Annotated in this window: 13 protein-coding genes; 5 read left to right on the forward strand and 8 right to left on the reverse strand. The window is 73.3% G+C overall.

The genetic code is table 11. The features are described 5' to 3' along the window. Positions 1-24: 24 nt before the first annotated feature. The 3 genes from AB0H28_RS01020 to purN form a co-directional block, all read right to left on the reverse strand. On the reverse strand, positions 25-474 hold the full coding sequence (locus AB0H28_RS01020) for a hypothetical protein (protein ID WP_358032393.1): 450 nt from the start codon (positions 472-474) through the stop codon (positions 25-27). Between the two features lie 182 nt (positions 475-656). Then, positions 657-2,228 (reverse strand): bifunctional phosphoribosylaminoimidazolecarboxamide formyltransferase/IMP cyclohydrolase, encoded by a 1,572-nt coding sequence (gene purH / locus AB0H28_RS01025; protein WP_358032396.1) that lies wholly within the window; start codon positions 2,226-2,228, stop codon positions 657-659. Next, on the reverse strand, positions 2,225-2,845 hold the full coding sequence (gene purN / locus AB0H28_RS01030) for a phosphoribosylglycinamide formyltransferase (protein ID WP_358032399.1): 621 nt from the start codon (positions 2,843-2,845) through the stop codon (positions 2,225-2,227). The genes purH and purN overlap by 4 nt, the downstream gene beginning before the upstream one ends. A 180-nt stretch (positions 2,846-3,025) precedes the next feature. On the opposite strand from purN, the gene AB0H28_RS01035 reads away from it, so the two are divergent. Next, on the forward strand, positions 3,026-3,325 hold the full coding sequence (locus AB0H28_RS01035; RefSeq protein WP_358032401.1) for a CD225/dispanin family protein: 300 nt from the start codon (positions 3,026-3,028) through the stop codon (positions 3,323-3,325). Between the two features lie 34 nt (positions 3,326-3,359). Then, a complete protein-coding gene (locus tag AB0H28_RS01040; RefSeq protein WP_358032403.1) occupies positions 3,360-3,908 on the forward strand; it encodes a DUF4190 domain-containing protein in 549 nt (182 codons plus the stop codon). A gap of 76 nt (positions 3,909-3,984) precedes the next feature. On the opposite strand, the gene AB0H28_RS01045 is transcribed toward AB0H28_RS01040, so the two are convergent. Then, complete coding sequence (locus AB0H28_RS01045; protein WP_358032406.1) at positions 3,985-5,295, reverse strand: DUF6350 family protein; 1,311 nt, start codon at positions 5,293-5,295, stop codon at positions 3,985-3,987. Between the two features lie 160 nt (positions 5,296-5,455). Here AB0H28_RS01045 and AB0H28_RS01050 point away from each other — a divergent pair, with 160 nt between their 5' ends. After that, positions 5,456-5,725, forward strand: coding sequence for a DUF4190 domain-containing protein (locus AB0H28_RS01050; RefSeq protein ID WP_358032409.1), 270 nt, complete (start codon positions 5,456-5,458; stop codon positions 5,723-5,725). Positions 5,726-5,780: 55 nt separating this feature from the next. Here AB0H28_RS01050 and sucD read toward each other — a convergent pair whose 3' ends face one another. The 3 genes from sucD to AB0H28_RS01065 all read right to left on the reverse strand — a co-directional run bounded on the left by sucD (position 5,781) and on the right by AB0H28_RS01065 (position 8,664). Further along, a complete protein-coding gene (gene sucD, locus AB0H28_RS01055; RefSeq protein ID WP_358032411.1) occupies positions 5,781-6,668 on the reverse strand; it encodes a succinate--CoA ligase subunit alpha in 888 nt (295 codons plus the stop codon). Positions 6,669-6,671: 3 nt separating this feature from the next. Continuing rightward, a complete protein-coding gene (sucC, locus tag AB0H28_RS01060) occupies positions 6,672-7,850 on the reverse strand; it encodes an ADP-forming succinate--CoA ligase subunit beta (RefSeq protein WP_358032414.1) in 1,179 nt (392 codons plus the stop codon). Positions 7,851-8,259: 409 nt separating this feature from the next. Continuing rightward, a complete protein-coding gene (locus tag AB0H28_RS01065) occupies positions 8,260-8,664 on the reverse strand; it encodes a cobalamin B12-binding domain-containing protein (protein ID WP_358032417.1) in 405 nt (134 codons plus the stop codon). 386 nt (positions 8,665-9,050) lie between these two features. Here AB0H28_RS01065 and AB0H28_RS01070 point away from each other — a divergent pair, with 386 nt between their 5' ends. Both AB0H28_RS01070 and AB0H28_RS01075 read left to right on the forward strand, forming a co-directional pair. Continuing rightward, the gene (locus AB0H28_RS01070) at positions 9,051-9,764 is read left to right on the forward strand and encodes a M23 family metallopeptidase (RefSeq protein WP_358032420.1); all 714 of its coding nucleotides are present in this window, start codon (positions 9,051-9,053) and stop codon (positions 9,762-9,764) included. Positions 9,765-10,014: 250 nt separating this feature from the next. Next, positions 10,015-10,776, forward strand: coding sequence for a M23 family metallopeptidase (locus AB0H28_RS01075; RefSeq protein ID WP_358032423.1), 762 nt, complete (start codon positions 10,015-10,017; stop codon positions 10,774-10,776). A 16-nt stretch (positions 10,777-10,792) separates the two neighbouring features. Here the strand turns inward: AB0H28_RS01075 and AB0H28_RS01080 are convergent, their stop codons facing one another. Then, complete coding sequence (locus AB0H28_RS01080) at positions 10,793-11,527, reverse strand: alpha/beta hydrolase (protein WP_358032426.1); 735 nt, start codon at positions 11,525-11,527, stop codon at positions 10,793-10,795. Positions 11,528-11,549: the final 22 nt, after the last annotated feature.

Below are 11,549 nucleotides of genomic sequence, written 5' to 3' on the forward strand. Positions count from 1 at the left end.
TCGACTCGGCGGCGCCGGCGCGGTTCAGGCGGCCGGTGGCGCCCGCGCGGCCAACGCGCCGCGCATCGACGACGGTGCGACAAGCGGCCGGCGACCGGCGACGACCGGCGTCGGCGTGCGCCGGCCGGCCCGCGACGGGGCCACCGGAAGGAGATCGTCCGGCCCGTCGCCGTAGGTGGGGCCGCCGCACTGCTCGCCCGCCAGCCCGACGGCGACGTCCGGGACCGGTGCCACCTGTCCGGGGTACGCGCAACCGGCCACCCCGTCCGGCCCGCCCTCCCCGCCGGGCCCAGCCGCGAGCTTGGCCGGGGCCAAGCCGGCCGGGGCCGGGGCCGATGCCGGACCGGCGGCGAGGGGTGCGACCGGCGTGGACCCGGTCGCGGGCGGTGACCCGTGGGGCGGCACGGCCGGGCCGGCCAGGAGGAGGGCCGACGCGACCGCGACGGTCAGCGCCCGCCAGTCGCGTGAGCGCATCGGCACACCTGCCTGGGGAAAGCCGCGTCGGCCGGGTTCGCAGACAACGGAGCAGATCGATCGGCTGCTGCCGGGCACACGCTAGCAACCGCCTCCGGCGTCGGGCAACGACCTGCCCGACGCACGGCACCCCCGGGAAGCAGGGGCGGGCGCCCGGACGTCCGGGCGTCCGCCCGGCGCGGTCAGTGGAAGAAGTGCCGGGTGCCGGTGAGGTACATGGTCACACCGGCCTCCTTGCAGGCCGCGATGGTCTCCTCGTCGCGGATCGAGCCACCGGGCTGCACGATCGCCCGCACGCCGGCGTCGATGAGGATCTGCGGGCCGTCGGCGAACGGGAAGAAGGCGTCCGAGGCGCAGACCGAGCCGCGGGCCCGCTCGTCGCCGGCCCGGCTGGCCGCGAGCCGCGCCGAGTCGACCCGGTTGACCTGGCCCATCCCGACGCCGACCGTGGCGCCGTCGCGGGCCAGCAGGATCGCGTTGCTCTTCACCGCGCGCACCGCCCGCCAGGCGAACGCTAGGTCGCGCAGCATCGACTCGTCGGCCGGGTCGCCGGTGGCGAGCGTCCAGCCCGACGGGTCGTCGCCGGGGGCGTCCACCGCGTCCCGCGCCTGCACCAACACGCCGCCGCTGACCTGGCGCCACTCCGCCGGGCGCGGCGCGAACGCGGGGGCCCGCAGCAGCCGGATGTTCTTCTTGGCCCGCAGCAGCTCCAGCGCGCCGTCGTCGAAGCCGGGCGCCACCAGCACCTCGGTGAAGATCTCCGCCACCTGCCCGGCCAGTTCCACGCTGACCGGACGGTTGACCGCGATCACGCCGCCGAACGCGGAGACCGGGTCGCAGGCGTGCGCCTTGCGGTGCGCCTCGGCCACGTCCGCGCCGACCGCGATGCCGCACGGGTTCGCGTGCTTGATCACCGCCACCGCGGGCTGGTCCGGGAAGTCGTGCGCGGCCCGCCAGGCGGCGTCCGCGTCGACGTAGTTGTTGTAGGACATCTCCTTGCCGTGCAACTGCTCGGCCTGGGCCAGCCCGGCCGGCGCGCCCGGGTCGGTGTAGAGCGCCGCCGCCTGGTGCGGGTTCTCGCCGTAGCGCAGCACCGCCTGGCGGCGCAGCGCCAGCCCGGCGAACTCCGCGAAGCCGTCCTCGGCCGGAGACACCGTGCCGGCGAACCAGTCGGCCACCGCCACGTCGTAGTCGGCGATGTCGGCGAACGCCCGGGCCGCGAGCGCCCGCCGCCGGGCCAGGGTGAAGCCGCCGTCGGCGAGCGCGGCCAGCACCGCCGGGTACGCGGCCGGGTCGGTCACCACCGCCACCGAGGCGTGGTTCTTCGCCGCCGCCCGCACCATCGCCGGCCCGCCGATGTCGATCTGCTCGACGCACTCGTCGGCGTCCGCGCCGGAGGCGACGGTGGCCTGGAACGGGTAGAGGTTGGAGACCAGCAGATCGATCCCCGCGATGCCGTGCTCGTCGAGCTGGGTGGCGTGCGCGTCCTTGCGCAGGTCGGCCAGGAGACCACCATGGATCTTCGGGTGCAGGGTCTTCACCCGGCCGTCGAGGATCTCCGGAAAGCCGGTGACCTGCTCGACCGGCGTGACCGGCACGCCGGCCCCGGCGATTGTCGACGCGGTGCTGCCGGTCGACACGATCTCCACGCCCGCCTCGTGCAGGGCGCGGGCCAGCTCGGCCAGGCCGGTCTTGTCGTAGACGCTGACCAGCGCGCGCCGGATCGGGCGGCGGCCTTCCTCAGTGGTGCTCACGGAACCGTGACCTTTCTGCCGGTGATCGTCCAACCTTCACGGACCAGGCGGCCGACCTGCTCGACGAGCTGGCGCCGCTCGGCGGACTTGATGCGCTCGGTGAGCGTCTCCACGTCGTCGTCGTCACGCACCGGAACGGCGACCTGGGCGACGATCGGGCCGGTGTCCATCCCGGCGTCGACGAAGAACAGGGTGGCCCCGGTGACCTTCACGCCGTACGCCAGCGCGTCGCGGGGTCCGTGGATGCCGGGGAACGCCGGCAGCAGCGTGTTGTGCGTGTTGAGGTAGCGGTCGCCGAACGCGGTCAGGAACTCCGGCCCGACCAGCTTGAGGAACCCCGCGCTGACCACCAGGTCGGGCCGGTGCTCGGCGACCCGGGCGGTGAGCGCCTTGTCCCAGTCGGCGCGGGTCGGGTGGTCGGCGACCCGTTCGACGAAGGACGGCACGCCGGCGGCGGCGGCCCGGTCCAGGCCGGCGATCCCGTCCCGGTCGGCGCCCACGGCCACCACCCGCGCCCCGTAGCCGGGGTCGGCGGCGGCGTCCAGCAGCGCCTGGAGGTTGCTGCCGGAACCGGAGACGAGGACGACGAGGCGGGCGACGGACGCGGGCTCGGTCACGCGGCAAACCCTATCGGGCTGGCCGGCCGGTCCGGTCGCCGGGCGGCGGCCTGTCGGATGATCTCCCCGGTGGCCTCGTCGCGGTACGCTGCCGGTCGCCCGGTGTCCGGCGTACGCCCGACCCGCTTCCCGAAGAGAACCCGGCACGTCGCCGTGCCGCCGGACCTAGGAGTCACCCCCATGCAGCCCGGTCACCCCCAGCAGCAGCCGCCGCAGCAGATCGACAACAACATGACGATGTCCATCGTCGCGATCTTCCTGTTCTGGCCGCTCGCGATCCCGGCGATCATCAACGCGTCCAAGGTCAACCCGCTGATTCAGCAGGGCGACTACGCGGGCGCCCAGGCCGCCGCCGCCGAGTCCAAGAAGTGGTCCAAGTGGGCCCTGATCGTCGGCTTGGTCTGGATTGGCATCATTGTGGTGTGTTGCCTGTTCGGTGGCCTGGCGAGTTTCGTCGGCGGCAGCACCGGCACGAACTGACCGACAGCCGACCCAACCTGAGGAGTTCCCAGACATGCAGCCCGGTTACCCCGGACAGGACCCGTACGGCCAGCAGCCGAACCAGGACCCGACCGCCCAGCCGCAGGATCCGTACGGCCAGCAGCCGCAGCCCCCGCAGTACGGGCAGCAGCCGACCTCCGGCCAGCCCTACGGCGAGCCGACCTCGGGCCAGCCCTACGGTCAGCCCACCTCCGGCCAGCCCTACGGCCAGGACCCGTACGCGCAGCAGCAACCGTACGGCGCCGCGCCGCAGTACCCGGCCGCGGGCTACCCGGCCGGCCCGGGCGCGGGTCAGGGCCAGAACAACACGCTGGGCCTGATCGGCATGATCGTCGGCATCGCGTCGATCGTGCTCGGCCTCTGCTGCCCGCTGCTGGGCGTCCCGGCAGGCATCGCCGGCGTGGTGCTCGGCGTGCTCGGCCAGAAGAAGGTCCAGGCCGGCGAGGCCAGCAACCCCGGCCAGGCCAAGGCCGCCCTGATCTGCGGTGCGGTCGGCGTGGTCCTCGGCATCGTCAGCGCCATCGCCGGCGCGTTGATCAACGTGGGCAACCTCGGTTCCTGACCCCCTCCCCCGCAACGGGGGCCTCGTTCACGGAAAGAGTGGCCATTCCGCGCGGAATGGCCACTCTTTCCGTGAATCAGCGCGCGGAATTCGGGGGGTTGGGGGTGGGGCGGGTGAGGGTGCGGGTGGCGGCGGCGCCGAGCACCGCGCCGACCGCGATCACCGACGTGGCCACCCCGAACACCGGCCAGGGTGGGGGGCCGATCTCGGCCAGCCGGCCACCGCCGAGCGGCCCGCCGGAGGCCGCCGCGACCAGTCCCAGCAGCGCACCGGCGACCGGCCCGGCGAGAACGGCCGGGACCAGGAGCGCCCGCCAGCCGACCTCGGCGCGCTCCTCGGCCGCCGCGCGCAGCAACCGCCGGGCCAGCAGCCAGCCGGCCGCCATCGCGACCAGCACCGGCACCGCGAGCAGCCCGGCGCCGAGCCCGTCCACCGGGCCGGGCGGCAGGCCGGCCAACAGGGGTACGGCCGGCAGCGCGCCGACCGACACCTCGCTGGTGCGCACCGCGGTGTCCGTGCCGATGGCGAACCCGGGACCGAGCAGATAGCTGGCGGACCAGGCGGTGGCGTTCGGCGCGTAGGCGAGGCTGACCAGGGTGATGCCCGCCTGACCGGCCACGCCGGTGCGGTAGGCGCCGATCATGTCGGCCGCGTCCCCGCCGCCGGTGGCCACCGCCAGCCCGGCCGCGCCGGCGCTCGCGCCGAACAGCAGCAGCGCGGCGACCAGCCCGGCGCGCAGTCCGTCGCGCACCGGCGGGGGGCAGCGCCGCGCGAGCAGCGCCCAGACCCCGGTGGTGTTCAGCGCGCCGACAAGCGCGGCCGGGGCACCGAGCGCGGCGAACGTGAGCGCGGCGGTGACCGGGGAGACCCGCACCCCGCCGGTGCCGACGGTCAGCGCGGCGAGCGCGCCGAGCAGCGCGTACCCGGTGCCGACCGCGACCGCGACGGTGAGCGCCTGCCGGGGCGAGCCGCCGCCGCGGGCGCCCACGGCCCGGCTGACGTGCACCCCGGCGCGGGTGAGCCGCCAGACGACGAGCGCGCTCAGCGCGAGCGGCGCCAGGCCGAGCGGCCCGGCGGTGGTCTCCAGTGGCACCCCGTGCCCGAGCAGCCAGCCGACGAGCCCGGCGCGCAGCGCGCCGGCGAGCGAGCCGGCGTCCTCGGTGAGCTGGGCGAGACCGAGCACCACGGTGACCGGCAGCCAGGAGGTCACCGCGGCCCAGAGCGCGGCCACCCCGGCGGCGACGGGCAGCGGGGCCCGGCTGCGCGGTTGCTCTCCCGGCCGGGGCGCGGGCACGCGCGCGGCCGGGCGGGCACGGTCGCGCGGCCGGGCGCCGGCGGTCGGGCCGGCCGGCGCGTGGCGGGGCTGGTCAGGGGGGACACGTGACATCGCCGTCTACTCTGGCACGCCGCGCTGAGGACGGCAGTCCGATACCGGGCCGCGCGGGTGGCGAGTTCGCCGAACCTGATGATCGGCCCCGGTGATCCGGTCTAGCCTCGGCTTGAGGCGCGACCGTTCCTGTCGCGGCATCGACCGCTCGGAGGAAGCCGTGAACGCTCCGTATCCGCCGCCCCCGCCGCCGCCGGCCGTCGGCCGGGACCGGACCACGCTGTGGGGCGTCCTCGGCATCGTGTTCGGCCTGTTCTGCTGCGGCATCCTGGGGATCGTCTTCGGCTGGTTGTCGATCCGGGACGCGCGGCGCAACGGCAGGTCACAGGTGCTCGGCTGGCTGGCCGTCGCGTTCGGCGTGGTCAACATCGTGGCAAGCGCCATCGTCCGGGCCCGGGGCAGCTACTACTACCCCTACTGGTACCGCTGAGCGACGAGGGGGTCGACCGGTTCCGGTCGACCCCCTCGGCACGTCCCGTGACCGCTCAGCGGCCGGACATGAGCTCCCGCATCAGTTCGGCGGTCTCGGTCGGGGTCTTGCCGACCTTGACGCCGACCGCCTCCAGCGCCGCCTTCTTCGCGTCGGCGGTGCCCGCCGAGCCGGAGATGATCGCGCCGGCGTGCCCCATGGTCTTGCCGGGCGGGGCGGTGAAGCCGGCGATGTAGCCGACCACCGGCTTGGTGACGTTGGCCTTGATGAACTCGGCCGCCCGCTCCTCGGCGTCGCCGCCGATCTCACCGATCATGACGATGGCCTCGGTCTCCGGATCCGCCTCGAACGCGGCCAGCGCGTCGATGTGGGTGGTGCCGATGATCGGGTCACCGCCGATGCCGACGCAGGTGGAGAAGCCGATGTCGCGCAGCTCGTACATCATCTGGTAGGTAAGCGTGCCGCTCTTGCTGACCAGGCCGATCCGGCCGGCGCCGGTGATGTCGGCCGGGATGATGCCGGCGTTCGACGCGCCCGGCAAGGCGATGCCCGGGCAGTTCGGGCCGATGATCCGGGTCCGCTCGCCCTTGGCCACGTTGTACGCCCAGAACGCGGCGGTGTCGTGCACCGGCACGCCCTCGGTGATCACCACGGCGAGGTCGATGCCGGCGTCGATCGCCTCGACCACCGCGGCCTTGGTGAACTGCGGCGGTACGAAGATGACCGTGACGTCGGCGCCGGTGTCCTTCATCGCGTCCGCCACGGAGGCGAAGACCGGCAACTCGGTGCCGTCGAAGTCGACTGTGGTGCCGGCCTTGCGCGGGTTCACGCCACCGACGACGTTGGTGCCGGCGGCGAGCATCCGCCGGGTGTGCTTCGAACCCTCGGAGCCGGTCATGCCCTGCACGATGACCTTGGAGTCCTTGGTCAACCAGATAGCCATTGCCTACACCCCCGCAGCTGCCAGCTCGGCGGCTCGCTCGGCCGCGCCGTCCATGGTGTCGACCCGCTGGATGAGCGGGTTGGCCGCGCCGTCGAGGATGGCCCGACCGGCCTCGGCGTTGTTGCCGTCGAGGCGGACCACGAGCGGCTTGGTGGCCTTCTCGCCGCGCTGCTCCAGCAGTGCCAGCGCCTGCACGATGCCGTTGGCGACCGCGTCACAGGCGGTGATGCCGCCGAAGACGTTGACGAACACGCTCTTCACCGACGGGTCGGACAGGACGATCTCCAGGCCGTTCGCCATCACCTCGGCGCTCGCGCCGCCGCCGATGTCGAGGAAGTTGGCCGGCTTGACGCCGCCGTGCCGCTCGCCCGCGTACGCGACCACGTCGAGCGTGGACATGACCAGGCCCGCGCCGTTGCCGATGATGCCGACCTCGCCGTCGAGCTTGACGTAGTTGAGGTCCTTGGACTTGGCGGCCTGCTCCAGCGGGTCCACCGACGCCTGGTCGACCAGGGCCTCGTGGTCCGGGTGCCGGAACCCGCCGTTCTCGTCCAGGGTCACCTTGGCGTCCAGGAGCAGCAGCTTGCCGTCCTTGGTGGTGGCCAGCGGGTTCACCTCGACCAGGGTGGCGTCCTCGGCGACGAACGCCTGCCACAGCCCGACCGCGACGTCGACGACCTGGTCGGCGACCTCGGCCGGGAAGCCGGCCGCGCCGACGATCTCGCGCGCCTTGGCCTCGTCCACGCCGGTGTTGGCGTCGATCGGGGCCTTGACGACCTTCTCCGGGGTCTCGGCGGCGACCGCCTCGATGTCCATGCCGCCGGCGACGCTGGCGATGCAGAGGAAGGTGCGGTTCGCCCGGTCGAGCAGGTAGGAGAAGTAGTACTCCTCGGCCACGTCCGCGGTCACCGTGATCATGACCTTGTGGACCGTGTGACCCTTGATGTCCATGCCGAGGATGTCGGTGGCCCGGGCCACCGTCTCCTCCGCGCCCTCGGCCAGCTTCACGCCGCCCGCCTTACCGCGGCCGCCGACCTTCACCTGCGCCTTGACGACCACCCGGCCGCCGAGGCGTTCGGCGATCGCGCGGGCCTCCTCCGGGGTAGTGGCGACGCCGCCGGCGAGCACGGGCAAGCCGTGCCGCTCGAACAGGTCCCGCCCCTGGTACTCGTACAGGTCCACGATTGCGCGTCCCGTCCCGTCTCCGCGGCGCGCCGTCGCGCCGCCACCAGCGTTGGAAAATCAGTTTGACGCCTATCATCAGAACAGACAGGCCATTTGCCGCAGCCTAACGAGACGGGAACCGGCGGCAACCGAGCGGGTGCGTGGTGTGCGGTAATGCACAGCCGTCGACGGAGGCCGGGCCCCGGCGGGTCGGCCCGTCAGCCGTCCGGGGGATCTCCGCACCGGGGCGTAACCGCCGGTCGGGGGCGTCGTTAGGTGTGATGTCGGAGCGCTGGTCAAGCGCGATGACGGGAGCGGCCGATGCCCTGTCGGTCGAGGGGTGGCGGCGGGGCATCGTGCATAGAGGGGCCGGGCGTGTGAGGGGTGCGTCCGGCCCCTCCCCCTGCCCGCGATCCGGTCGCGGCGCTCAGCCGACCGGCTGGGCCACGTTCTCCCGCACCCAGTCGACGATCGAGCCGGTGGTGGCGCCCGGGGTGAAGATCTTCGCGACGCCGAGCTGTTCCAGCTCCGGGATGTCGGCCTCGGGGATGATGCCGCCGCCGAAGACCACGATGTCGGCCGCCTCGCGCTCGGCGAGCAGTTCGAGGACCCGCTTGAAGAGGGTCATGTGCGCGCCGGAGAGCACCGAGAGGCCGACGGCGTCCGCGTCCTCCTGGATCGCCGTCTCGACGATCTGCTCGGGGGTCTGGTGCAGGCCGGTGTAGATGACCTCCATGCCGGCGTCCCGCAGGGCCCGGGCGACGACCTTCGCGCCCCGGTCGTGGCCGTCCAGGCCGGGCTTCGCGACGACGACCCGGATACGAGAGCTCATTCGCGTACACCTTTCACCGGCACCGGCACTCCTGACCTGAACGAACGGTAACCCGACCGGGCGGCGGGCCGGTAGCCGGGCCGACCCCTACCGCCCGATCGCGTGCGCCGGAAGCCGGACACCTCCGCCGAATGGTCACCGTCCGCGACGAATGGCCGGTCGGCCGGCCATCCATCCGGGGGCACGAGCTACTACAATGCCGGACGGAAGCGGACATAACGAATCGCCGATTCGGCGCTTCAGCTTGTGACAGGAGTGGCGGTTGGCTAACGTGTCCACGGTTGTCATCGAGTCCACGGACGGGTGACGACGCGACACCGGAGGTTCAACCGAGCTTCACCGAACGGTCCGAGGTCGCATCGGATCCCCGACAACGGAGGGTGTGCGTGCGCCAGCGCCTGTCGTCTGAGCCCGATAGATATCGCGGCCGTCGCCGCGTGCCCACCCCCCCGCGGAGCCGCTACGCGGCGGTCGTCACCACCGCCTTCGTCGGCGCCGGCATCGTCGCCCTCGGCGCGAACGCCCTGCCCGACGCCAAGAGCGTCAGCCCCTCCGTCCTCGACGAGCTCCGGCAGGCGTCGGTCGCCAGCCAGGACGCCGCCGACCGGGCGGAGACGTTCGACCGCGCCGACCGCGACGCGCGTTCGACCGGCTTGGACGCCACGCAGCAGGACACCTGGCTCCTCCCCCTGCACGGCTACGACTTCAAGTCGCCCTACGGCGTGCGTTTCGGCAAGTTGCACACCGGCGTCGACCTGGTCGCCCCGGAGGGCACCCCCTACCAGGCCATCCACGCCGGCACGGTCACCAAGGCCGGGTGGTTCGGCGGCTACGGCTACGCGGTGATCGTCAAGCACGCCGACGGCAGCGAGGCCATCTACGGCCACTCCTCCGCGGTCACGGTCAAGGAGGGCCAGGAGGTGAAGGCCGGCGACCAGCTCGGTCTGGTCGGCAACACCGGCCACTCCTACGGCTCCCACCTGCACCTTGAGGTGCATGTCAACGGCCAGCCGCTGGACCCGGTGCCGTGGCTCTTCGACCGCGGAGTGGACATCAAGCTCGAAATCGAGGCAGTTTATGGCGACGTAGCCGCCTCCTGACCCTCCGTACCGCCCGACAACCGCCCGGATCCTGCGATCCGGGCGGTTTCGCGTGCGGTCAAGTGTGGCGCGTCACACCGTTGAATGTGAGCGTGTCCACACCGCCTCGTGATCGACGCTTCTCGGGAAACCCCCAGTTGATGCGAAGCCGGACACCCCACGGGCGGGGCCGGCACGCGCAGCGCGTACCCGCGACCGGCCGCGCCGAGGACCGACACCAGTATTTCCAGGTCCGTGTGCCCCTCGACCGGTGAAGGTTCTCGTGCCACCCAGCAGTCCCACCCCGAACCACGCTCCCGCCCGACACCGCCGCACCGGTCGGCGCGCCGCATACCTGGTCACCGGCGCGGTCGCCCTGCTCGGCCTCGGCATCGGCGGCGTCGTGGTCGTCTCCGGCGACGAACCGGCCCCGGTCGCCGCCACGGTCGACACCGACGCCCGCGCGCGTGCCGAGGCGGCCGACCGGGCCGACCGCTCGGCCCGCGAGCCGGTCAGCCCGGTCAGCCCCGTCACCCCGTCCGCCGCGCCGGCCAGCCCGAAGCCGAGCCCGAGCGCGACCAGCCCGAAGCCGAGGAAGACGGCGAAGCCGAAGCCGAAGGCCGCGCCGAAGCCGAGCTGGGTCATCCCGATGCAGGGCGCGGGCATCACCTCCTGCTACGGACAGCGGTGGGGCACCCTGCACGCCGGTATCGACTTCGCAATGCCCGCCGGCACCCCGATCCGGGCCGCCGCGGCCGGCACCGTGGTCAAGGCCGGCGACGTGGGCGACGGCTACGGCAACTCCGTCTTCGTCGACCACCACGACGGCTACCTGACCCACTACGCCCACCAGAGCCGGCTCCTCGTCGACGTCGGCGACCGGGTGCAGGCCGGTCAGGTCATCGGGTACGAGGGTGCCACCGGCGACGCCACCGGCCCGCACCTGCACTTCGAGGTGCACGAGGGCGCCATGTGGAACCAGATCGACCCGGCGCCGTTCCTGCGCGCCCGGGGCGTCGACGTCGCCTGCTGACGGCGAGTCCCCGCGGCTAGCGCAGATGCCGGGCGAAGAACCCGGCCACACCCTCCCCGGCGAACTGCGGGACGCCCGTGTGTCCGCCCATGTTGGCGTGCAGCGACTTCTCCGTCGAGCCGAAGGCGTCGAACAGGTCCAGGGCCGCCTGCCGGTCGTTTCCCTCGTCGTCCCACTGCAGCAGGACGTGCAGCGGAATCGTCACCCGCCGGGCCTCCTCGAACATGGCGCGGGGCACGAAACTGCCGGCGAAGAGGCCGGCGGCCACGATCCGCGGCTCGACCACCGCCAACCGGATGCCGACGGAGATCACGCCCCCGGAGTATCCGACCGGGCCGCCGATCTCAGGCAGCGACAGCAGGGCGTCCAGGGCGGCCTGCCACTCCGGGACCGCCCGGTCGACGAGCGGCAGGACGAGGGCGTCGACGATCTCGTCGCTGACCGGCTCGCCGGCCGTCACGGCCCGGCGCAGGTCGACGCGGGCCTGCTCGATGGCAGCCCACCGGGGCCGGTCGCCGCTACCGGGAAGCTCGATGGTGGCCGCGGCGAAGCCGTCCGCGGCGGCATGCCGGGCCCGGGCCACCAGCCGGGGATACATCTTGGGCAGTCCGAGCGGGGGGTGGCCGAGCAGGATCAGCGGAACCGGTGCGGGGGCGGATGCCGGCGTCCACAGGAAGCCGGGGATCTCGCCGAGGGCGAATTCGCGTTCGAGGACGCCGCCATCGAGGCGTCGTTCGGCGGTGAAGCGCATCGTCGTGCCTTTCGGGAGTGCT

It is taken from the genome of Micromonospora sp. NPDC050980 (genome assembly GCF_040653835.1).
Classification (GTDB): Bacteria; Actinomycetota; Actinomycetes; order Mycobacteriales; family Micromonosporaceae; genus Micromonospora.

What these genes read in the sequence shown, in the direction of transcription:
- AB0H28_RS01020 (WP_358032393.1), bottom strand. Translation starts at nt 474, where the DNA reads ATGCGCTCACGCGACTGGCGGGCGCTGACCGTCGCGGTCGCGTCGGCC.
- AB0H28_RS01035 (WP_358032401.1), top strand. Translation starts at nt 3,026, where the DNA reads ATGCAGCCCGGTCACCCCCAGCAGCAGCCGCCGCAGCAGATCGACAAC.
- AB0H28_RS01040 (WP_358032403.1), top strand. Translation starts at nt 3,360, where the DNA reads ATGCAGCCCGGTTACCCCGGACAGGACCCGTACGGCCAGCAGCCGAAC.
- AB0H28_RS01045 (WP_358032406.1), bottom strand. Translation starts at nt 5,295, where the DNA reads ATGTCACGTGTCCCCCCTGACCAGCCCCGCCACGCGCCGGCCGGCCCG.
- sucD (WP_358032411.1), bottom strand. Translation starts at nt 6,668, where the DNA reads ATGGCTATCTGGTTGACCAAGGACTCCAAGGTCATCGTGCAGGGCATG.
- AB0H28_RS01065 (WP_358032417.1), bottom strand. Translation starts at nt 8,664, where the DNA reads ATGAGCTCTCGTATCCGGGTCGTCGTCGCGAAGCCCGGCCTGGACGGC.
- AB0H28_RS01080 (WP_358032426.1), bottom strand. Translation starts at nt 11,527, where the DNA reads ATGCGCTTCACCGCCGAACGACGCCTCGATGGCGGCGTCCTCGAACGC.